Raw genomic sequence first — 21,158 nt, 5'->3', positions numbered from 1 at the left:
GCCCACCCCCGCCACCGGGCGGCGGCGCACCCCACGGCACACCCCCTCCTCCGCCGCCGCCAGGCGGCCCAACCCCCTACCCACCTCCGGCCCACGGCGGCCCACCTCCAGCCCACGGCGGACCGCCCCCGGCCCACGGCGGGCCACCTCCGGCTCCCGGCGGACCGCCCCCGCCCGCTCCGCACTACCCGCCCGCGGCGCACGGGCACCCGGGCCCGCCGCCGATGCCCGTCCACCATGCCCCGCCCGGCTACCGCGGCCACCGCGGCCACGGCGTAGCCGCGGCCGGCCTGGTGGGCGGCGCCGCCGCTGCCGGGATAGCCGGCGGCATGGCCGTCGGCGCCATGGGCGACGCCGCCGGATACGCACAGAACGCCGCGGGCTACGTCGCCGGCGCACCCGTCGACGCCTTCGGCAACGCCGTGGCCGGCTACGCGGGCAACGTCGCCGGCAACGTGATCGCCGACGCCGCCGGCGGAGTGGCCGGAGACATCGCCGGCGACGTCGCCGGCGAACTGGCCGGCGGAGCCGCCGAAGTCCTCGGCGGCCTCCTAGGCGGCCTCTTCGGCTGACCAGACCGGTTCTGATCCCCGAGCAGATCGACGGGTTGACCGAGCGGTTCGCCCGTCGAGAACGCCACGCTCCGGCTGAAGACGCTGCCGGCACGCTGCCCTGAACTGGAAGCCGTCTCCGCCTGCGTGGACTCCTTCGCGAAGGTGATGGCCCAACTAGACGGACGCCTGTACTGCTCTACCACCTGACAACCGCACGCCGCCGCACGCCCGCAGCACCCCAGCCGGCCCCCTCCACCCCCACCCACGCCCGGCCACCCACACCGATGGACGCCGACCGGGGCTGACATCGCGCGGTCCACGCTGACTGCTCCTGTTTGGCGGCTAATTCGTTCGTCCAGCGCAGGTGCGGTGGGGGTGCCTGGGGCGGGGGTGTGGCGGGTGGAGGGAAATGGGGGGCGATTCGGACGAGATGCGGTGGGGGGTCGGCCAATCCGGCCGCGGGTGGTTATCGTCGAGAGCGCAGCCCGCTTCTCGAGGAGTCACATGACCACCGTGATCCTGGTCCTGCTCTGCCTTGCGATAGCCGGGCGCGAGCTTTATCTGGCCTCCGACAAGCGGCTCCCCCAGGCTCAGGCGGAGCTGCGGAACCTGCGGAAACAGCTCAACGACCTCGTCCGGGAGCATGAGGCCCTCAAGCGGGTGGTCGACGAGGCGACGGAACCGGTCGGCATTCCCATCCCGCCGGCGGAGCCGGAGACGCCGTCGAGCGACGTCGTCGAGCGGCTCGATTCGGTCACCGGCCGGGTCGAGCGGCTGGAGAAGCAGTTCGGCGACTTCTCCGACGAGCTGGCGGGCGTCGACCTCGACCGCGAGGCCCAGCACGCGTTGGCCCGGTCGCTGGACGCGGTCGAGCAGGACGTCCAGCAACTGCACCGGGAGATGCTCGACCGGCTCGACCGGGAGGAGGGCGTCGTCACCGGCGTGCTGCTGAGCGAGGAGGGCGAGGGGGAGGCGCTTCTCGCCGAGGCGTACGAGCAGTGCGCGGCCGAGTGCGGGTTGCGGGTCCGGGTGCGGGACCAGCGGTCGGCGCGGGCCACGGGCACCTACTGGGGGACCGTGTACCAGATGTCCGGAAGGCGGTCGGACGTCCTCGCGGAGGACCTGTTCTCGTACGTCCGCGGCCTGTACGACCCGCAGGACGAGTCCGCGGTCAACGCGTTGCTCACCGAGTTGGCGGCCCTGCGCGGCGGAGGGATCGCGCAGTTCGGGCCGTTCGTCGCGGTCAGCACGCAGAGCGCGCTCCTGTGCGGCGTCCTGCCGGACGAGGGCACGCCACCGACCGAACCGTGGCAGCTCGTGGACCACATCCGCGAGCTCCCCGCCGACCGGCAGCGCGACCTGTCCTGGCTGCGCTCCGACGACTGATCAGGGACGGACGAACCGGGGCGCGCCGGACGCCCGGTCCACGCTGAACGCCAGCAGGCACCGCGGCACCCGCGCCGCGTCGATCTGCAGGCACAGCCCGAGTCCGAGATCCGGGTCGACGAACACGACGCGCCGCAGGGCGTGCAGGGCTCGGCGGGCCCTGGCACGGGTGCGCGGATGTTCCGGCTCCCGCAGCGTCCCCGTGACCACCCGGCCCGCGTACCGCCAGAGCGCCGCCGAATCCAGCACGCGCACCCCCGCGGACGTCAGGTCGGCGACGATCACGACGCCGCTGTCGTCGTCCTCCGCCGTCGGCGAGACGGACAGGCCCCCTTCTCGCGGCAGGTCGCGCGGCGCCTGCGGACCGCCCACCGCGCGGTGGTAGCGGAGCGGATCCAGCGTGTCGATGACGAACGCACCCGCGTAGGGCCTGGACGCACGCGGTGGACGGGTCGGCTCCGGCATCTGCGCCCGGACCGTCCGCACACCCAGCTTGGCGCTGAGGTCGAACACCATGCCGGCGTCGTCCAGCCATGCCGGGACTCCGAGCCTGGCGGCCGCCCTCCGGTCGAGCGCGTCCGTCGTCCGCCGCAGGTCGTCGGCGCGCCGCGTGAGCGTCGCCGCCAGTCCGAGCCCGGGGAACGCGCTCTCCAGCACCGCCAGCGTCGCCCGCCACGTGGTGCTGTCGACGAACTCGGCGACGAACGCGTCGGCCATGGCACCGCGGCGCCCCGGGTCCGCCATGGGCCGCGGTCGCGGCGGCGGCGTCCACCTCGCCGCCTTGGCGGCCCCCGGCGGCGGCTCGGCGGACAGTCCCTTGCGCGGCAGGAACGGCTCGTCGTCTTCCGCACGAGCATGCCGTCCCGTGGCCGGACCACCCGCCCCCTCCCGCAAGGCCTCACTCTCCGCAGCGGGAGGCACCGCCCCCGGCGACGGCCACCCACTTGCGGCCTCGACGCCCGAGTCTTCCCTGGTGGACGACGGCTCACTACCTGGCTGGGCCGCTCCCGAAGAACCTGCGGCCGCCGTCCAATCCGACGACTGCTCGGAAGGCCCAGGACCCGACGCCGTGTGCGGTGTCCAGAGTTCGGACGATCGCTCGGCAGGAGGGGGCTTCCCGGATGGCTGTGCGCCCGCTGATGGATCGGCCGCTGCCGTCCGATCCGTGGACGGCTCAGGTGTCGGCTCGCCGCCCGACGTCGGGTGCGGCGACCACGACTCCTGCTCACCCAAGGACGCCTCACCGCCCGGCTGGGCAGAACCGGCAGGTGGCGTCCAGTCCGTGGACGAGTCGGGAGGCGGCCCGGTACCCGCAGGAGGTTCCGAGCCCTGCGGCGCGCCGCTCTCCGAGGGCCGCTCATCGCCCGGCCGGCCTCCTCCAGACGAAGCGGTTGCCGCCCAATCCGTGAGTGGCTCAGACGCCCCACCGCCCGATGCGGGAGGGACCGGCCCCGACTTCGGGTGCGGCGACCACGACTCCTGCTCACCCAAGGACGCCTCACCGCCCGGTTGGGGTGAACCGGTGGCTGGTGTCCAGTCGCTGGATGGCTCGGGCAGCGGACCAGCACCTGGTGGCGGTGGTGTCGAGCTCGATGGCGGCGACCATGAGGGGCTCTGGTCGCGCCAGGACGGGTCGGTGGGAGGCCCGCCGGCCGGGGCGGGAGGTTCCGAGTCTGACGGCGCGGGCTGCTCACCCGGGGGTTGCCTGCTGCTCGGCCGGGGTGGGCCGGTAGGTACCGGGCCCCTTGGTGGGTGCTGTGTCCAGGGTTGGGAGGACGGGACGCCCGGGGTGGTCTCGGGTTCGGGGGTCCACGCCGGTTGCTGGAGGTCGGGGGCCGTTGTCCAGGGTGCGGGTTCGGTCAGTGTCCGGGGGTCTTGCGACGTTCGCCTGCCCGCCACGTGGACGTCCCCGGGGTGGGGTGGACGCGGGGCGGGGTCCTCGGGGTCGGGTGAGGAGCCGGAGTCCTCGGGTTCGGGGGTGCGACGGTCACGCGGGCCGAATCTCACCTGTCGATCCTGCGCTCAGTTCAAGATCATCGGCAAGCTCATCGGTGGCTTTCCGGCGCGCCGAAGAGGGCCGCGCACAGGGCTTCCAGGCGGTCGGGGCCGTCCTCGGCGGGCAGGACGGTGAGGACGGGACGGGGACGCGGGTCGAGGCGCAGCCGGACGGAGACCTCGCGCCGCATCGGCTCGTCGAGGCCCTGAGCGGCGGCGATGTCCTGGAGGCCCACGGGGACGAGTTCCGGGATCTCGACGACTAGGGGCTGCTCGCCGGCGGGCAGCTCGTCCAGCCAGAGGTCGAGGACGCGGCGGGCGAGGCCGTTGAGGAGGCGGCCCCAGGGGTCGACGAGGCGGTGCGGGACGTCCTCGGTCTGGAGTTCGGGGAGGCCGAAGCGGGCGAGGCCCTTGGTGGTGAAGTAGAAGCCGCCGGGGGCGGCGGTGTGCGGCAGGAGCATCCAGTCGATGAGCCGGAAGGTGCCGTCGGGGTCGGGGAGGGAGCGGAAGAGGTGGTCCTGCGAGAGGACCTGCGGGGTGAGGACGTCGATCACCGGGGCGGCGGAGACGGCGGCCAGGGCTCCGGCGACGGCGCGGGCGGACCATTCGTGCGCCGGCGGGCGGCCCGGGCGGTACGCGGCGCGGACGGCGAGGACGTGTGCGGCGGCGTCGACGGTCTTCAGGGTGGACGGGGAGGCGCCGTAGGCGGCGAGCAGCTCGCCCGGCAGGGGCGGGAAGCCGCTCGCGGGGCGCTGGTCGAGGGTGAGCATGGGGCTGTCGAGCATGCCGAGGACGAGGTCGCGCAGGGGCGGTGACAGGCGCCGGGTGACCTCGGCGTGCGCGAGGGCGGCGGGGTCGGGGATCGGGTCGGCGAGCGCCAGGGCGTAGGTGCCGTAGAGGGTCTCGGGAACCGGCAGCGTCAGAGTCTCACCCAACTCGTTCCCCCGGTGGGCCTCGGTGAAGGTCGACACTTCCGATCAGAACCAAGGGGACGTTGGAAAGTATCTGGCGCGAACGCGACATTTACCTCACAGAACCGCGAGGCGGGCGGATGCCCTGCTCGAACCAGACGATCTTGCCGCCCTCGACGCGGTGCGTGCCCCAGCGCGCCGCGAGGTGGCTGACGAGCTGGAGCCCGCGGCCGGACTCGTCGGTGGCGTCGGCGTGCCGGAGGTGCGGCAGGTCGGCGCCGTCGTCGCGTACCTCGCAGAGCAGCGTCCGGCCCCTGACCATGCGGAGGCCGAGGGAGCCGGCGCCGTGCACGAGCGCGTTGGTGACGAGCTCGCTGACCAGGAGCTGCGCGGTGTCGGTGAGGGATTCCAGGCCCCAGCCGGCGAGCCTGGCGGCGACCTGCGCGCGGACCCACCGGACGGTGCCGGGTTCGGGGTCGAGGTCCCAGGCGGCGATGTCCTGGGCGGGGATGCCGTCGAACCCGACCGCGACGATGGCGGTGTCGTCGACGGGGGTGGGGGCGGCGAGCGTGTCGAGGAGGTCGTCGCAGGTGCCGTCCAGGTCGGCGGACGCGCCGGTGAGGCGCCCGCGCAGTTCCTCCAGGCCCGCTTCGATGTCGCGGTCGCGGCGTTCCAGGAGGCCGTCGGTGCACAGGACGAGCTGGGCCCCGTCCTCGACCTTGACCTCCACGGCCTCGAACGGCTCGCCGCCGACACCGATGGGCACTCCGGACGAGACGGGCAGCACGCGGCTCTCCCCGCCCGCCGACACCAGGACGGGCGGGACGTGCCCGGCGTTCGCGAGCGTGCACCGCCGCTCGACCGGGTCGTACACCGCGTACAGGCAGGTGGCGAGGTAGTCCTCGCCGAGCCGGCGGGCGAGCCCGTCGAGCTGGCGCAGCACCCGGCCGGGCCGCATGTCCTCGGCGGCGAGGGTGCGGACGGCGGTGCGCATCTGCCCCATGATCGCGGCGGCGGTGAGGCCGTGCCCCATCACGTCGCCGACGACGATGCCGAGCCGGCAGCCGGGCAGCGGGATGGCGTCGAACCAGTCGCCGCCGACCTGCGCGGCCTGCCCGGCGGGCCGGTAGCGGTACCGGACGCGGGCCCCGGCGACGTCGGGCGGGACGTCGGGGAGCATGCTGCGCTGCAGTTCCTCGGCGACGTGGACCTCACGCCGGTACAGCCGCCCGTTGTCGATGCAGAGGGCGGCGCGGCGGGCGATCTCGTCGACCATCGCGAGGTCGAGCTCGTCGAACCCGGGCCGGTCGGGCCTGCGGAGCAGCTTGAACGTGCCGAGCACCCGGCCGCGGGCGATCAGCGGGGCGATCAGCAGCGTCCGGCCGGTGAACAGGGACCCGAGGTCCCGGTCGCCGAGCGCGGCGGAGAACCGGGCGGCCTGCTCGGCGTCCACCCGCGGAAGGTGGACGGGACGCCCGGTCCGCATGGCCTGGACGAACGGCGTGCCGGACGGCAGGAGCAGCGCCTCGTCCTCGGGGACGGCCTCGTCCCAGCGGCCGGGCTCGTCGTTGTGGACGACGGCGACGCGGCGCATCGGCGTGGTCTCGTCGACCTCGTCGGCGGGCGGCGCCGAGTCGGTGACGACGCCTTCGAGCAACTCGACGGCCGCGAAGTCGGCGAGGCGCGGGACGAGCACCTCGGCGAGCGTCCGGGCGGCCTGCAGATGGTCGAGGGAGCTGCCGATCTGCTCGCCGGCCGCGCTGATGTAGCTGAGCGGTTCCAGTGAGCGCGCGATGTCGTCCGGCGCATGGGAGGGCCGGTCGTCCGCGGGCCGCGGCGGCGGCACGCAGGGAGTCGTCCGCGAGACGAGGGCCGGGGGCGGGACGGGGTCGGAGTGCGGGACGATCGGCAGGCGCATGGTCAGGCCCAGGGAGACCGCCGGGGAGCCGAGGCCGAGCACCCGGGACGTGATCCGGGCGGCGGCGGGCGGGTCCAGGGCTGGGAGGAGGGCTGCGAGGCGGGTGGCGAAGGGGCCGGTGAGGGGGTCCGGTTCATCGCCGGACGGGGGCGCGAGGGCGGGCTCGACCCGCAGCAGGCGGGCGGCGTGGCGGCGGTCCCGGTCGGACGGGGCGAGCAGGAGGTCGCCGATGGTGATGCCCATGCCGTTGCGGCGGAGCCCGCGCAGGTCGGCGGCGAGCGCGAGCACCCGGACGCCGTGGTCGCCCAGGTCGCCGTCGATCGGGTAGACCCACCAGCCGACCTCGGCGGGTGCGCCGTCGTCGACGCGCGTCAGGGTGCTGGCACCGCACCAGACGTGTCCGAACTCCGCCGGCTCGAAGGCGCCGCGGTGTTCTCGGGGGAGGCCGAGCAGGGCGGCGGGCCGACGGCCGACGGCCTGCGCGCGCCCGGCGCCGAACAACTCCGCGGCGGTGCCGTCCCAGTGGCTGATCCGGCCGCTCTCGTTCAGCGTGATGGCGCTCATCCTCGCCACTCCCAGCAGGTCCGCGATGACCATGCGGGTCCCCCTCTCCCGGCGCGGGGTTCCGTTCCGTCCCCGCGACTCCCGGTGAAGGGGAAGTTACCTGCTGTGAGAATGGTTCGCTGAGACTCTCCGAAAATGTATCGGGTGAGCGCTCACTCATTGCCGTCCGCACATGCTAGCGTCCAGGGCGAAGGGACGGTGACGCGAGGTTGGCGACAGGCACGGAGACGATGCGGGAGCGGATCCTGGCCGCGGCGGTCACGGTGATCCGGTCGCGCGGGATCGTCGCCGCGACGACCAAGGAGATCGCGCGCAGCGCGGGCGTCTCGGAGGGCAGCCTCTACAACCACTTCGCGAACAAGACCGCCCTGTTCGCGGCCGCCCTCGCCGAGGTGACGGGGACGGCGCGGGCCGCGATGGCGACGCTGCTCGCCTCCGCCGGCCGGAACACGGTCGAGGAGAACCTCGTCCGCCTCGCCACCGAGATGGTCGGCTTCTACGGCGAGCTGCTGCCGATGACCGGGCCCGTGCTGGCCGATCCGGAGCTGATCGCGTGGCTTCGGGACGACGGCCCCGCCAAAGCACAGAAGGAGGCGGCCGCCAAGGCGCGCGGGCGGGCCGGAGGTGGCCAGGCCGCCGCCGCGGCGCCCGGCGGTCCTCCCGCGGGGCATCCCGGAGGGGCGGCGGCCGGGCCGGTGATGGGCCACACGGCGTTGATCGGGTACCTGGAGGCCGAGCAGCGGGCGGGCCGGCTGGCGGCCGGCGCGCCCCTGCCGTACATCGCGGCGGCCCTGCTCGGAGGGTGTCAGCAGCACGCCTTCCTCACCCGGCTGGCCGGGCCGGAGGCGGTCGAGGCGGGCGCCGGGCTGCCCGCCGCCGCGGAGGAGTTCGCGGTGCGGCTCGTCCGGGCGGTCCTGGCGGGCCACACCGGCACCCCGTGACCGAAAGCGGGCATAAGGCACTCACGCCCCATTGACGACACTCGCCTCCCGGCGGACGATCGCGCGACCCCCGTTGTGATCCCTGCCAGGAGGGCGCAATGCCGCGCAACCTTTTCCGGCCGCGCGATCTGTTTCGGAACAGACGACTCACCCCCACCCTCGCCACGGCGGCGCTCCTCATCGGGATGGTCACGGCCGCCCCCGCCGCCGCGGCGCCGAAGAACCCGCCGTCCGGCGCGGCCGTGGACGTCTACGCCGCCGACCTCACCCAGGACCAGGTGCGGGTCCTGAACCGGTCCGCCCTCGACCGCGAGGACGTCAGCGTCACCAAGAGCGCGAAGAAGGACCGCGTCCACGTCGAGGCCGTCCTCAGCGGCACCGAGGCCGCCGCGCTCAACAAGCTCGGCCTCGGGCTGACGGTCAAGAAGGTGGACGGCAAGGACGCGCGCCAGCGGTCCCTCGCCGCCGCACCGAAGGTGTTCCGTCCTTACAGCGGCCCCGGAAACCTCCGCGAGGAGCTGCTGAAGGTCGCCGCCGACCATCCGTCCATCGCGACCGCGGTGGACATCGGGAAATCGGGCGAGGGCCAGCCGATCACGGCCGTCCGCGTCACCAAGGACGTGCGGCACAAGCACCACAAGCGGCCCGTCGTCGTCTACCAGGCCGCCCAGCACGCCCGCGAGTGGATCACGCCGGAGATGGTCCGCCGGCTGCTGCACCACTACGTCGGCGGCTACGGCACGGACGCCCGGCTCACCAAGATCATCGACACGACGGAGCTGTGGTTCGTCCCGGTGGTGAACGTGGACGGCTACGACCTCACGTTCGAGGAGGGCTTCCGGCTCTGGCGCAAGAACACCCGCGACAACAACGGCGACGGCCAGATCACCGGCGCGGACGGCGTCGACCTGAACCGCAACTTCCCCTACAAGTGGGGCTACGACAACGAGGGCTCGTCCGACCAGCCCACCAGCCAGACCTACCGCGGGCCGTCCCCGACGTCCGAGCCCGAGACGGCGGCGCAGGTCGGCCTCTACAAGCGGCTCCGGCCGGCCTACCTGATCAACTACCACTCGGCGGCGGAGCTGCTGCTGCACGGCGTCGGCTGGCAGGCGCTCACCCGCAGCCCGGACGACGCGATCCACGACGCGCTCCTCGGCGACATCGACCACCCGGCCGTCCCCGGCTACACGCCCGAGCTCGGCGCGCAGCTCTACACCACCAACGGCGAGACCGACGGCCTCGCGGACAACGCCTACGGCGCCCTGTCGATCACGCCGGAGATGGCGACCTGCACCACCGCCGCGAACGAGGACCCGGACGACGCGTGGGAGCCGGGCGACTGCGGCAGCGACTTCGAGTTCCCGGACGACGAGGCGCTGGTCCAGAGGGAGTTCCAGAAGAACCTGCCGTTCGCGCTGGCGGTCGGGCAGTCCGCGCACACGCCGGACGAGCCCGTCTCGCCGGTCGGGCGCACCACGCCGGACTTCGAGACGGACGCGTTCAGCACGTCCTACGGCTCGTCGCAGGAGGTCGCGTCCGTGATCCGCAGGTCGCTGCGGGGCAAGGAGCTGCGCTACCGGATCAACGGCGGCCGGACGCGCCACGGGCACCTGCGCGAATGGCGCGGGGGCGAGCGCTTCGGAGACGAGAACGACACCTACTACGCCGAGTACCGCGGCGAGATCGGGCGGCAGCGTCCCGGTGACAGGGTCGAGGTGTGGTTCACCGGCCGGAAGGGCCACCGGCAGGTCGAGAGCCCGCACTTCACCTACACGGTTCGGGACCGGCACAAGGCCGATGTCCTGGTCATCGCGGACGAGGACTACACCGGCATCAACCCGACGTACCCGGCCGGGACGAACCAGCCCCGCTACGCCGCGCAGTACGCCGACCTGGTCAAAGCGGCCAAGCACCGGCCGCTGGTCTGGGACATCGACAAGAACGGCGTCCCGCACGACCTCGGCGTCCTGAAGCACTTCAAGGCCGTCGTCTGGGAACTCGGCGACAACCGCCTGACCCAGGATGCGGCCGACGACCCGGTGAAGACCTTCCTCGGCGACGCCCCCGACTCGCAGGTGGCCGACCGCGCGAAGGACCTGGTGCTGTCGGTCCGGTCGTACCTGAACGAGGGCGGGAAGCTGCTCCACACCGGTGAGACGACCGGCTACTACGGTCCGATCAGCCGGCTGAACGGCGGCGGCATCTACTACGGGCTGAAAGGCCACCCCGAGAAGCCCTGCGTGGTCACCGGAAACTTCCGGGACGACTGCGAGCTGCTGTCGGACGACTTCTTCCAGTACTACCTGGGCGCCTACGACAGGCAGCGCGTCGGGGCTCCGACGGGTTTCACCGGGTCCAAGTCGCCCTTCGACGGGGTCACGGCCAAGGTCGGCGGCACCGCGACCAACCCCGTGAACGAGGCGGGCGGCTTCCAGGTCACCTCGACCGTGCTGCCCAAGGCCGACTTCCCGCAGTTCACCAGCTGGAAGGCCGGTGACTACACGGGCGCGGCGGCACCCACCGAGCCCGTCGAAGGCCAGTGGTACGTCGCGGGCCCGCACCAGGACGGCTCCTACCGGAGGCTGACCCGGACGATCGACCTGTCCGCGGTCACCGCCGCGCAGGCGCCCACCCTCCAGGCCCAGCTCTCCTACAGCACCGAGACGGGCTTCGACAACATCATCGTCGAGGCGCACACCACGGGCGCCGAGGACTGGACGACGCTGCCCGACAAGAACGGGCGGACGAGCACGACCGTCCCCGAACAGTGCGAGCAGGGCTACTACCTCGCCATGCACCCGTTCCTCACCCACTACCTCACGGGAGGCAACCCTTGCGGGAACACCGGGACGTCCGGTGCGTGGAACGCGTTCACCGGCAACTCCAACGGCTGGGTCCCCGCCGCGTTCGACCTGTCCGCCTACGCGGGCAAGAAGATCGAGGTGTCCATCTCCTACGTCAGCGACCCCGCCACCGGCGGGACCGGACTGTTCATCGACGACACCAGGCTGACGACGTCCGGCGGCCAGATCGACGCCGAAGGCTTCGAGACCGGCCTCGGCCCGTGGGCGATCCAGGGCGCCCCCGCCGGTAGCCCCGGCAACGGCACCGAGTTCGTCCGCTCGCAGGCCCTGATCGACTCCGTCTCGTCGGTGGCGACCAGGGACACCGTCCTCCTCGGATTCGGCATCGAGCAAAGTCCTGAAGGGCGGATCCTGGTGACCAGGGCCCTGAAGCACCTGCTCGACTGACCCCTCACGTCCCCGGGAACCCGCCGCCCGCGGGCTCCCGGGGACTTCGCCGTATACCGCCCGATGAGCACCGCTTGATCCGCGCCGGTACCCGGTGTGACAGACAACACGCGTTTCCTGGCAACCTTTTGGCCCGTTCCAGGCGTCTTACATAGCAGGAAGACCCCACCGGCGGGTGGGGAGCGCCGATCGGGCATGGCCCGCGACGTCCCTGACACCGGGGTCGCTCTGGCAACGCCGAAGCGCGCACACAACCCTCGGCCCACCTACCACGCGAGGCCGAGGCCCCTCCGAACCCGCCGGGAACGGTGGCACGTACCACTTGACGGGGGGCGGTTCATCCGCCCGGTCCGCGCGTGCCCCCGAACACGCGCCATGCAATCCGCCCTCACCGGGCACTACTACGGGGAGCGACGATGACCGCTGTCACCACGCCTGTCCGCCGCACGAGCCGCGACGCCGCGGGCGCCGCGACGGCCGAGAACGCGCGGCGCTACGAGCGCGACGTCCTGCCGCTCGCCGACCCGCTGTACGCCAGCGCCGTCCGCATGACCCGCAACTCCGCCGACGCCGAGGACCTGGTCCAGGAGACCCTGGCCAAGGCCTACGTGAACTTCCACCAGTTCCAGGAGGGCACGAACCTCAAGGCCTGGCTGCACCGCATCCTCACCAACAACTTCATCAACACCTACCGCAAGAAGCAGCGCGAGCCCCAGCGCGCCGGCTCCGAGGAGCTGGAGGAGTGGCAGATCGCGCACGCCGAGGCGCACTCGTCCGGGTTCCGGTCCGCCGAGTCCGAGGCCCTCGACCGCATCCCCGACTCCGAGGTCATCGCCGCCCTGCGCGCCCTGCCGAAGGACTTCCGGGACGCCGTCTACCTCGCCGACGTCGAGGGCTACCCCTACAAGGAGATCGCCCAGCTGATGGGCACCCCCATCGGCACGGTCATGTCCCGCCTCCACCGCGGCCGCAAGCAACTCCGCGAAACCCTCTCCGACCATGTGCTTGCTGCTTAGCATTTCTCTCCTCCTTCGGGCCTGGCGGCCCTCCATCGTCGAGAAACGCGGGCGATCGCTGGCATCGCTCCGACTCGCCTAGCGGCTCGCTGCGCGATCAGGTTCTCGCTTCGCTCGCCCCTGCCTTCGGACGCGATCGCAACCATTGAGGTTGTGGCGTGGTCCGGCCGTGGCTGGGCGCCGTACCGGGCCTTACTTCGTGATCGTGATCCCGCAGCTGCCCCGTGGCTGCGGGATCGCCCGTTTTCATGCACGTTCCGTCATGGCGTCGATACACTTCGCGACGAAGTCTCTTCGCGTCGGGAGTGTCGATGCCTAATCTGGCCGCCGGTGTGGTCGTGGGTGCCGTGGTCGCTCTCCTGGTGGCCGCGCCTCCCGGGGCGGAGACGTCGCTGCGGCTCTCCGTCACGCATCCGGGGCAGCAGTCCTCCGGGGCCAGGGCGGTCACGTTGCGTTGCGACCCGCCTGGGGGCGGGCATCCGGACGCGGCGCGGGCGTGCCTGGAGCTGAGCGGGTCTGGCGGGGCGTTCGAGCACGCGCCGGACGGGCGTATGTGCGCCGACGTGTACGCCCCCGTCATCGCCCAGGCCAAGGGGCGGTGGCGCGGGAAACCCGCGCGGTTCAGGGCCGAATACGGCAACGACTGCGTCATGCGGTCGCGCACCGGCAGCGTCTTCGCGTTCTAAACATGCAGGTCGTGACGTGATATCGAACGGTCCGCATAGGCGCGCCGACCGTGGGTAGGGCGCGCACACGGGCCACGCGAGCCGCCGGCTAGACGGGAGGATGTGCGCGCGATGCCACCAAAGGTCGGTGACGTGATGACGGCGTCACCGAAGTCGCTTCCGCTGGACGCCACTCTGTACGAGGCCGCCCGCCTCATGCGGGACCAGGGCATCGGCGACGTGCTCGTCACCTTCGCGGGACGCCTCTGCGGTCTCGTCACCGACCGCGACATCGTCGTCCGCGCGGTCGCCGAGAGCCGCGACACCGCGCTGACGCCGCTCGGCGACGTGTGCACGGCCGAGCTGACCACCATTCACCCCGAGGACGACACCGACACCGCGGCCCGGCTGATGTGCGAGCAGGCCGTCCGGCGGCTGCCCGTCGTGGACGCCGAGCAGCGCCCCGTGGGCATCGTGTCGATCGGCGACCTCGCCGTCGCGAACGGCGAGGTCGGCCCCCTCCCCGAGATCAGCAAGGCCCCGCCCAACAACTAGGACCCCCGATGCCCCCACCGGGACACGCGCCCCCGCCCTGGCAGTCCGCCCGCCAGGATAATCTCGAAAAGGTGACGTCCACCGAAACGGTCCTCACGGACCAGCTCGCCCTGGAGATCGCCCGGCTGGGGATGGTCGGCGAGTCCTCCGACGTGGGCACCCTGCACCGGGTGACCGACCTCGCCGCGCGCGCCGTGCCGGGGTGCGCGGGCGCGAGCAGCGTGCGCTGGGCGCTGCCGGACGGCGCCGCGGTCGACCAGCCCGAGCCGCTGGCCTCCGCGGCGAGCCATCCCGACCTCGCCGAGGTCGTCGACCGGCAGCTGTCCCGCGGGCACGGCCCGATCTTCGACGTGGTGCAGGGCCGGGCCGTCCTGACGTCCGACGACATCCTCGGCGAGACCCGCTGGCCCGAGGCCATGTCGGACATGCTGCGCCGCGGGGTGCGCTGCTTCACCACCACCCCGCACCTGAACCCGCCCGTCATGGTCACGCTCTCGCTGTACGGGGTGAGCCCGAAGGCCCTCGGGCACGGGCAGCACGCGATCGCCGCCCTGCTGATCGCGCAGGGCAGCGCGGCCGTGTCGAACTCCCGGCAGTACGACGACGTGCACCGCACCGCCGTCCAGTTGCAGGCGGCCGTCGAGGCCCGCGCGATCGTCGACCAGGCCAAGGGAATTCTCATGCACGCGCTCGGCTGCGACGCCGACGAGGCGTTCGCCGAGATGCGCCGCATCTCCCAGACGCGTCACGTGAAGCTCACCGCGCTCGCCCAGCGTATCGTCGGTCATCAAGGGCTGCCCTAGGTGCGGATGTGGAGCATAGGCTGCGTGGTGCGGCCCCGACGATCGTGGTCCGGCCCTGCCCGGGCGCGAGCCGCCCTGGTTCCACCGCTTGACGCGGACGAGAGGAGACCAGATGCACGATCAGCGTGACCAGCTCGAACCCGGGTCCCTGCCGCAGGAGATCTCGGAGCTCGAAGGGCGCATCGGCGAGCTGCGGCAGGCCGCCGGCGTGCCCGAACCCGACCTGCGCGCCACGCTGGACGCCGCCCTGGTCGAGCTGGAGCTCGCGCTGACCGTGATGCGCACGATGGGCGGCGGGCAGGCCGGCGAGGCCGGCGACTCGACCGCCGCCGAGAACGAGCGCCGCGTGCTGCGGACCGTCTTCCAGGACGCCCCGGTCCCGCTGTTCCTGCTGGACCGGACGGCGAGCGTCCGGCGGGTGAACCGGCAGGCGGCCGCGCTGCTCGGCACGTCGTCGGGATACGTGTCGGGCAAGCAGTTCACGGCCTTCTGCGACCTGGCGACCCGCGCGGCGGTGCGGTCGCAGCTCGCGGCGGCGGTCCGGACGGGACGGCGGCGCCGCGTCAGCGTCCGCTTCCTCGGCCGCGACCACCCGGTCGACGCCGTGGTGACGATGGCCCGGGTGTGGATCCGCGGCGAGCCCGACCCGATGGTCGTGGTGGCCGCCGGGCCGACGACGACCCCCGCGAGCGACGAGGCCGCCACGAGCCCCCGCGCCAAGGGCGGGCGGGCGCGGACCGTCGAGGGCGGGCCCGGCGACGACGAGGCCGTGGCCACGATCGTGCACCGGATGGACGTCCTCGCGACCGCCAGCGAGCTGCTGCTGGACGAGCCGGTCTTCAACGAGACGGTGGCCGTCCGGCGGTGCGCCCGGCTGCTGGCCGCCGAGCTGGCGGACTGGGCGTTCATCGACCTGACCGGCCCGGGCAACGGAGTCCCGGGCGGGCCCCCGATGGGCGGCGTGCACGCGGCCGGGACGGCGCCGAGGCTGCGCCGCCAGGTCGTGATGGGCCCGGAGGACGAGCGCTCCGTCGAGGCCGCGCGGCTGCTGGAGCAGGTCGACCCGGCCGAGGACACGCTGCCGCACACGGTGTTCGTCACCCGGCAGAGCGCGCTGCGGCCGCACGTGGAGAACGTCGACGTGCTCGGCGTCTGCCCGGACGGGCAGCCCGTCTGCGCCAAGATCGGCGCGACGTCGCTGCTCAGCGTCCCGATCGAGGACGGCGACCGGGCCATTGGAACGATCACGCTGGCGACGGGCGGCGAGTACGGGCCGTTCGACCTCATGGACCTCGGGGTCGTGCAGCGGCTCGGCCGCTACCTGGCCTTGGTGATCCGGGCGGCGCGGCTCTACCGGCGCCGCGCCGAGGTGGCCGACACCCTGCAGGCGGGGCTGCTGCCGAAGCGGCTCCCGGCCATCCCGGGCGTGAGCGTGGCGGCGCGCTACCTGGTGTCCACGCACGGCGCGGACGTCGGCGGCGACTTCTACGACGTGTTCCGCACCGAGACAGGGTGGGGCCTGGTCCTCGGCGACGTGTGCGGCAAGGGCGAGGACGCCGCGGCCGTGACGGCGACGGCCCGGCACTGCGTGCGGCTCGCGTCGCGGTGGAAGGCCCGCCCGGCCGACGTCCTCGGCATCGTGAACGAGGCGCTGCTGGACGAGGACCGGTTCGTCACGGCCGTGATGGCGGGCGTGACGCTGGAGACCGAGCGGGTCATCGCGTCGCTCGGCACCGCGGGGCATCCGCCGGCCATCGTGGTGCGCGCCGACGGGGTGATCAGGTCGGCGTCGCGGGGCGGCGTCCCGCTCGGCCTGTTCGAGGACTTCGAGGCCGGGCTCGACACGATCGACCTGTCCGTGGGCGACACGCTGATCCTGCATTCGGACGGGGTGCTGGAGGCGTGCGACATGACGCGGCAGGAGTTCGGCCAGGAGCGGCTGCTGGAGACGCTCGCCGCGCACGCGGGCAAGGGCCCGGAGGAGATGCTCGCCGCCGTGGAGAGCGCGCTGCTCGCCTACTGCGACGGTGATCTGCGCGACGACGTGTCGATGCTCGCGCTGAGGGTGGAGCCGCCGAGCCTCGACTAGGCCGCGCCTCTGGACTGATCCAAACTTTGCCGGGTAAATGGCATTTATGACCGTCGACCCCGCGGACAAGCCCCGCAACGAGACCGAGCACGAACGGCTCGACCGCCAGTTGATGGAACTCCTGCAGGGCTTCCGCGTGGCCACCACCGGTGTGCAGGTGCTGTTCGCGTTCCTGCTCACCGTCCCGTTCTCCACCAACTTCGACCGCAAGGTCGACGACACGGGCAGGATGCTGTTCTACATCGCGCTGTTCGGCGCGGCACTCGCCTCGATCTGCTTCATCGCCCCCGTGTTCCAGCACCGGATCCTGTTCCGGCTCGGGCAGAAGCCGCTGCTGATCCACCGCGCGAACCAGTTCGGCATCCTCGGCGCGTTCGCGCTGGCGATCTCCATCACCGCGTCCACCACGCTGATCGTGCACGCGATGTCGGACGTGGACGGCGCGGTGATCGCCACCGCGGTGGTCGTCCTGGTGCTGTGCGGATGGCTGTGGTTCGTCCAGCCGTACCTGGCGAGGCTGAAGGCGAGCCGCTCGATCGGAGCCGACGGCTCCTGACGCGCGGCCCGCCCCCTGGTACGCCTCTAGTACGCCTTGCCGAAGATGACGCGCTTGCCGTAGGCGGACGGGCGGCCGCACTTCACGCAGTCGCCGGTCTCCTCAGGCGCGTCGGCCGGGATGACCCGGGGGGTCGCCGCGGTCTCGGCCTTGATCTCGTCCTCGCACGCGCCCTCACCGCAGTGGAACGCCCGCGCCCAGCCGGTCGCGACCTGCTCGGCGAACGCGTCCCAGGAGTCGACGACCGCGGTGTGGTCCTCGCGGAACCTCTCGGCCCTGGCCAGCAGGAACGACTGGAAGTCGGCGAGCATCCCGGGCAGCAGCTCGGGGACCTTGTCGAGCGGGATCTGCTCCTTGCCCTGCCCCTCGACGGTCGGCAGCCGCCGGACGACGGTCGCGACGCCCGCCTCGATGTCGCGCTTGCCCAGCTCGACGCGGATCGGGACGCCGCGCATCTCCCACTCGTTGAACTTGAAGCCGGGCGACAGCTGCGGGCGGTTGTCGTCCACGTGCACGCGGACCCCGGTCGCCTTGATCGCGGCGCCCAGCCGGCGGGCCTCGGCGGCGGCCTGCTCGCCCTGCTCCTTGCGCCCGATCGGGACGACGACCACCTGGTAGGGCGCCATCCGCGGCGGCAGGACGAGCCCCTTGTCGTCCCCGTGCGCCATGATCACGCCGCCGATCATGCGGGTGCTCATGCCCCAGGACGTCGTGTGGGCGTGGGTGAGCTTGCCCGCCTCGTCCTGGTACTGGATCTCGAACGCCTTGGCGAAGTTGGTGCCGAGGTAGTGCGACGTGCCGGCCTGGAGCGCGCGGCCGTCCCGCATCATGCCCTCGATCGTGTACGTGCGGACGGCCCCGGCGAACCGCTCGCCGGGCGTCTTCTCCCCCGCCACGACCGGGATCGCCGCGAGCTCGCGCGCCACGCTCGCGTAGGCGTCCAGCGCCCACATCGTCTCGCGCATCGCTTCGTCCTCGTCGGCGTGCGCGGTGTGGCCCTCCTGCCAGAAGAACTCGGTGGTGCGCAGGAACAACCGGGGCCGCATCTCCCAGCGGACGACGTTCGCCCACTGGTTCAGCAGCAGCGGCAGGTCGCGGTGCGAGTCGATCCACTTGGCCATGTACTCGCCGATGACCGTCTCGGACGTGGGCCGCACGACGAGCGGCTCCTCCAGGTCCTTGCCGCCGGCGTGGGTGACGACCGCGAGCTCCGGCGAGAAGCCCTCGACGTGCTCGGCCTCGCGCTTGAGGTAGGACTCCGGGATGAACATCGGGAAGCACGCGTTGTCGTGGCCCGCGTCCTTGATGCGCCGGTCCAGGTCGGCCTGGAGCAGCTCCCACATCCGGAAACCGTACGGGCGGATGACCATCGTGCCGCGCACCGGTCCGCGGTCGACGAGCTGGGCCTGTACGACCACCTCGTTGTACCAGGCGGAGAAATCCTCGCTCTGCGGCGTCACACCTTCTCGGCTCACGGCATACAAGGGTACTGACCGGCGGCACCAGGTCATGACACTTCGCGCCACCGGGCGCTTCGCTACCCTCGCGGGATGCGCTGGTCCCGGCTGTTCGTGCCCACCCTCCGCGACGATCCCGCCGAGGCGGACGCGCCGAGCCACCGGCTGCTCCTGCGGGCGGGCTTCGTCCGGCAGCTGACCGCCGGCCACTACTCGCTGCTGCCGATGGCCGTCCGCGTCCGGGCGAAGATCGTCCAGATCGTCCGCGAGGAGATGGACGCGATCGGCGCGCAGGAGATGCTGCTGCCGGCGCTGCATCCGGCCGAGCCGTGGCGGCGGTCGGGCCGCTGGGAGCTCATGGGGCAGGAGATGTTCCGGCTCCGCGACCGGCGCGGCGCCGAGCATGCCCTCGGCATGACGCACGAGGAGATCTTCGCGACGGTCGCGCGGGAGCTGAGCTCCTACCGGCAGCTGCCGCAGCAGTGGTACCAGTTCCAGACGAAGTTCCGGGACGAGCCGCGCCCCAAGGGCGGCCTCATGCGGACCCGCGAGTTCACCATGAAGGACGCCTACAGCTTCGACATCGACGGCGCGGGTCTCGACGCGTCGTTCGACGCCTACCACGGCGCCTACGTGCGGATCTTCGAGCGGCTGGGCGTCCCGGCGCTGCCGTGCGAGGCGTCCAGCGGCACCATGGGCGGCTCCGGCTCGACCGAGTTCATGTGCCCCGCCGAGGTGGGCGAGGACCTCGTCGTCCACTCCCCCGGGTGCGGGTACGCGGCGAACATCGAACGTGCCGTGTCCGTGCTGTCGCCCGTGCAGGACGGGCCGGGCCTTCCGGCGCCCGAGCGTTTCGACACGCCCGGCGTCCGCACCATCGAGGACCTGCTGGCGTACGACGCCCCGGCCGACCGGCAGATCAAGACGCTCGTCTACGTCCTGGACGGCACGCTCACGCTGGTCCTGCTCCGCGGCGACCATCCGCTGAACGAGCAGAAGCTCGTGGACGCGACCGGTGCCGCCGGGATCCGCGCCGCCGAACCGGCCGAGATCCGGGACGCCCTGGGCGCGCTCCCCGGCAGCCTCGGCGCGGTCGGAGTCGCGCTCCCGGTGATCGCCGACGAGGCGCTGCGGAGCCGCCGCGCCATGTTCACCGGCGCCAACACCGACGACGTCCACCTGCGCGGCGTCGAGGTCGACCGGGACATCGAGGTCGGGACGTGGGCCGACCTGCGGGAGGTCGCGGAAGGGGAGCCCTGCGTCCGCTGCGGCGAGCCGCTGCGGATCCTGCGGGCGATCGAGGTCGGGCACATCTTCAAGCTCGGCGACCGGTACTCCCGCGCGCTCGGCGCCGAGGTCCTGGACCCGGACGGGCGGCGCGTCCCGCTGGTCATGGGCAGCTACGGCATCGGGGTGGAGCGCGCGATGGCCGCGATCGTAGAGACCCACCACGACGAGCGCGGCATCGTCTGGCCGCCCTCCGTGGCGCCGTTCCAGGTCGCGGTGGTCGCCGCGCAGTCCGATGACGCCGCCGTGGCCGGGGCCGCCGAGGACGTCTACACCGGGCTCGCCGGCGCCGGTGCGGAGGTGGTGATCGACGACCGTCCCGAACGGGCGGGCGTGAAGTTCCGCGACGCCGAGCTGACCGGCATCCCGTTCCGCGTGACCGTCGGCCGCCGCGGCCTGGCCGAGGGCGTCGCCGAGGTCACCGTGCGGGCCACCGGCGAGACGTCCAAGGTCGCGCTGGACTCCGTCGTGGAGCACGTGCGGTCGCTGCTCATGTAATTCGTTTGACGCTGTCCGCGGGCCTCTCGAAACTCGGGGACCATGGGACACGTCGAGGTGGGGCACATCCGCCATGTACTGCCGGACGGCCGGACGCTCCTGGACGATGTCTCCTTCCGGGTCGGCGAAGGCGTCACCGCGGCGCTCGTGGGCCCGAACGGCGCCGGGAAGACGACCCTTCTCCGGCTGATCGCGGGCGACCTGGCGCCCCAGTCCGGGACCGTCGCGCACAGCGGCGGCATCGGCGTGATGCGCCAGTTCATCGGGAGCATGCGGGACGACTCGTCCGTCCACGACCTGCTCCTGTCGCTGGCGCCGCCGCGGGTGCGCGAGGCCGCGGCCGCGGTGGAGGCGGCCGAGCTGGCGATGATGGAGCGCGACGACGAACCGGCGCAGCTCCGCTACGCCACGGCCCTCGCGGGCTGGGGCGACGCCGGCGGCTACGAGGCCGAGGTCCTGTGGGACGCGTGCTGCGTCGCGGCCCTGGGCGTCTCCTACGACTCGTGCCGCTGGCGGGAGGTCCGGACCCTGTCGGGCGGTGAGCAGAAGCGCCTCGCCCTGGAGGCGCTGCTCCGCGGCCCCGACGAGGTCCTGCTGCTGGACGAGCCCGAGCCTTCGACCGCCACCTGATCTTCGGCGCCGACGGCTCCGTCTACGAATCCGCCGAACCCGTCTGGGACGAGCCCCGCGTGGCCCGCCCCCGCTGACC

At 72.8% G+C, this 21,158-nt stretch carries 15 protein-coding genes and 1 pseudogene; 12 read left to right on the top strand and 4 right to left on the bottom strand.

Going from position 1 to position 21,158, the window contains the following annotated elements; translation table 11 throughout:
• The first annotated feature begins 224 nt into the window (after positions 1 to 224).
• Together ABGB11_RS40675 and ABGB11_RS40670 are read left to right on the top strand one after the other, a co-directional pair.
• A complete protein-coding gene (locus ABGB11_RS40675) occupies positions 225 to 572 on the top strand; it encodes a hypothetical protein (protein ID WP_347640941.1) in 348 nt (115 codons plus the stop codon).
• Between the two features lie 486 nt (positions 573 to 1,058).
• Positions 1,059 to 1,940 carry a hypothetical protein gene (locus ABGB11_RS40670; RefSeq protein WP_347640940.1) on the top strand — a complete coding sequence of 294 codons (882 nt, stop codon included), beginning with the start codon at positions 1,059 to 1,061 and terminating at the stop codon, positions 1,938 to 1,940.
• Here the strand turns inward: ABGB11_RS40670 and ABGB11_RS40665 are convergent, their stop codons facing one another.
• The 3 genes from ABGB11_RS40665 to ABGB11_RS40655 all read right to left on the bottom strand — a co-directional run bounded on the left by ABGB11_RS40665 (position 1,941) and on the right by ABGB11_RS40655 (position 7,361).
• Positions 1,941 to 2,834, bottom strand: a complete 894-nt coding sequence (locus tag ABGB11_RS40665) for a hypothetical protein (RefSeq protein WP_347640938.1) — start codon at positions 2,832 to 2,834, stop codon at positions 1,941 to 1,943. It lies immediately after the preceding gene.
• A gap of 1,151 nt (positions 2,835 to 3,985) precedes the next feature.
• Positions 3,986 to 4,870, bottom strand: a complete 885-nt coding sequence (locus tag ABGB11_RS40660) for a hypothetical protein (protein WP_347640937.1) — start codon at positions 4,868 to 4,870, stop codon at positions 3,986 to 3,988.
• A gap of 88 nt (positions 4,871 to 4,958) precedes the next feature.
• Complete coding sequence (locus tag ABGB11_RS40655) at positions 4,959 to 7,361, bottom strand: SpoIIE family protein phosphatase (protein ID WP_347640935.1); 2,403 nt, start codon at positions 7,359 to 7,361, stop codon at positions 4,959 to 4,961.
• A 176-nt stretch (positions 7,362 to 7,537) separates the two neighbouring features.
• On the opposite strand from ABGB11_RS40655, the gene ABGB11_RS40650 reads away from it, so the two are divergent.
• The 8 genes from ABGB11_RS40650 (at position 7,538) to ABGB11_RS40615 (ending at position 17,207) form a co-directional block, all read left to right on the top strand.
• The gene (locus ABGB11_RS40650) at positions 7,538 to 8,269 is read left to right on the top strand and encodes a helix-turn-helix domain-containing protein (protein ID WP_347640934.1); all 732 of its coding nucleotides are present in this window, start codon (positions 7,538 to 7,540) and stop codon (positions 8,267 to 8,269) included.
• 98 nt (positions 8,270 to 8,367) lie between these two features.
• Positions 8,368 to 11,523: a M14 family zinc carboxypeptidase gene (locus ABGB11_RS40645; protein ID WP_347640933.1), complete on the top strand. Its 3,156-nt coding sequence runs from the start codon at positions 8,368 to 8,370 to the stop codon at positions 11,521 to 11,523.
• A 416-nt stretch (positions 11,524 to 11,939) separates the two neighbouring features.
• Positions 11,940 to 12,539 carry a sigma-70 family RNA polymerase sigma factor gene (locus ABGB11_RS40640; protein WP_347640932.1) on the top strand — a complete coding sequence of 200 codons (600 nt, stop codon included), beginning with the start codon at positions 11,940 to 11,942 and terminating at the stop codon, positions 12,537 to 12,539.
• Between the two features lie 311 nt (positions 12,540 to 12,850).
• Entirely contained in the window at positions 12,851 to 13,225 is a 375-nt protein-coding gene (locus ABGB11_RS40635; protein WP_347640931.1) for an SSI family serine proteinase inhibitor, read from the top strand.
• Positions 13,226 to 13,360: 135 nt separating this feature from the next.
• A complete protein-coding gene (locus ABGB11_RS40630; protein WP_347640930.1) occupies positions 13,361 to 13,759 on the top strand; it encodes a CBS domain-containing protein in 399 nt (132 codons plus the stop codon).
• A 71-nt stretch (positions 13,760 to 13,830) separates the two neighbouring features.
• Positions 13,831 to 14,562, top strand: coding sequence for an ANTAR domain-containing protein (locus tag ABGB11_RS40625; RefSeq protein ID WP_347640929.1), 732 nt, complete (start codon positions 13,831 to 13,833; stop codon positions 14,560 to 14,562).
• 112 nt (positions 14,563 to 14,674) lie between these two features.
• Complete coding sequence (locus ABGB11_RS40620) at positions 14,675 to 16,651, top strand: SpoIIE family protein phosphatase (RefSeq protein ID WP_347640927.1); 1,977 nt, start codon at positions 14,675 to 14,677, stop codon at positions 16,649 to 16,651.
• Between the two features lie 46 nt (positions 16,652 to 16,697).
• The gene (locus ABGB11_RS40615) at positions 16,698 to 17,207 is read left to right on the top strand and encodes a DUF6328 family protein (RefSeq protein ID WP_347640926.1); all 510 of its coding nucleotides are present in this window, start codon (positions 16,698 to 16,700) and stop codon (positions 17,205 to 17,207) included.
• A 26-nt stretch (positions 17,208 to 17,233) separates the two neighbouring features.
• Here ABGB11_RS40615 and proS read toward each other — a convergent pair whose 3' ends face one another.
• Positions 17,234 to 18,682 carry a proline--tRNA ligase gene (proS, locus tag ABGB11_RS40610; RefSeq protein ID WP_347640924.1) on the bottom strand — a complete coding sequence of 483 codons (1,449 nt, stop codon included), beginning with the start codon at positions 18,680 to 18,682 and terminating at the stop codon, positions 17,234 to 17,236.
• A gap of 75 nt (positions 18,683 to 18,757) precedes the next feature.
• On the opposite strand from proS, the gene ABGB11_RS40605 reads away from it, so the two are divergent.
• Entirely contained in the window at positions 18,758 to 20,449 is a 1,692-nt protein-coding gene (locus ABGB11_RS40605; RefSeq protein ID WP_347640923.1) for a proline--tRNA ligase, read from the top strand.
• Positions 20,450 to 20,491: 42 nt separating this feature from the next.
• Positions 20,492 to 21,061 (top strand): annotated as a pseudogene (locus ABGB11_RS40600) (ATP-binding cassette domain-containing protein); the annotation flags it as partial.
• Positions 21,062 to 21,158: the final 97 nt, after the last annotated feature.

The organism is Actinomadura sp. B10D3 (assembly GCF_039871695.1).
Lineage (GTDB): Bacteria > Actinomycetota > Actinomycetes > Streptosporangiales > Streptosporangiaceae > Spirillospora > Spirillospora madurae.
The sequence above is the reverse complement of the archived record's forward strand: the minus strand, read 5'-3'. Positions and strand labels throughout refer to the sequence as shown.

Bases quoted from the DNA above. Each gene is read 5' to 3' on its own strand.
- ABGB11_RS40655 (WP_347640935.1), bottom strand. From the start codon at position 7,361: ATGGTCATCGCGGACCTGCTGGGAGTGGCGAGGATGAGCGCCATCACG.
- ABGB11_RS40675 (WP_347640941.1), top strand. From the start codon at position 225: ATGCCCGTCCACCATGCCCCGCCCGGCTACCGCGGCCACCGCGGCCAC.
- ABGB11_RS40670 (WP_347640940.1), top strand. From the start codon at position 1,059: ATGACCACCGTGATCCTGGTCCTGCTCTGCCTTGCGATAGCCGGGCGC.
- ABGB11_RS40640 (WP_347640932.1), top strand. From the start codon at position 11,940: ATGACCGCTGTCACCACGCCTGTCCGCCGCACGAGCCGCGACGCCGCG.
- ABGB11_RS40605 (WP_347640923.1), top strand. From the start codon at position 18,758: ATGCGCTGGTCCCGGCTGTTCGTGCCCACCCTCCGCGACGATCCCGCC.
- ABGB11_RS40615 (WP_347640926.1), top strand. From the start codon at position 16,698: ATGACCGTCGACCCCGCGGACAAGCCCCGCAACGAGACCGAGCACGAA.
- ABGB11_RS40635 (WP_347640931.1), top strand. From the start codon at position 12,851: ATGCCTAATCTGGCCGCCGGTGTGGTCGTGGGTGCCGTGGTCGCTCTC.
- ABGB11_RS40645 (WP_347640933.1), top strand. From the start codon at position 8,368: ATGCCGCGCAACCTTTTCCGGCCGCGCGATCTGTTTCGGAACAGACGA.
- ABGB11_RS40630 (WP_347640930.1), top strand. From the start codon at position 13,361: ATGACGGCGTCACCGAAGTCGCTTCCGCTGGACGCCACTCTGTACGAG.
- ABGB11_RS40620 (WP_347640927.1), top strand. From the start codon at position 14,675: ATGCACGATCAGCGTGACCAGCTCGAACCCGGGTCCCTGCCGCAGGAG.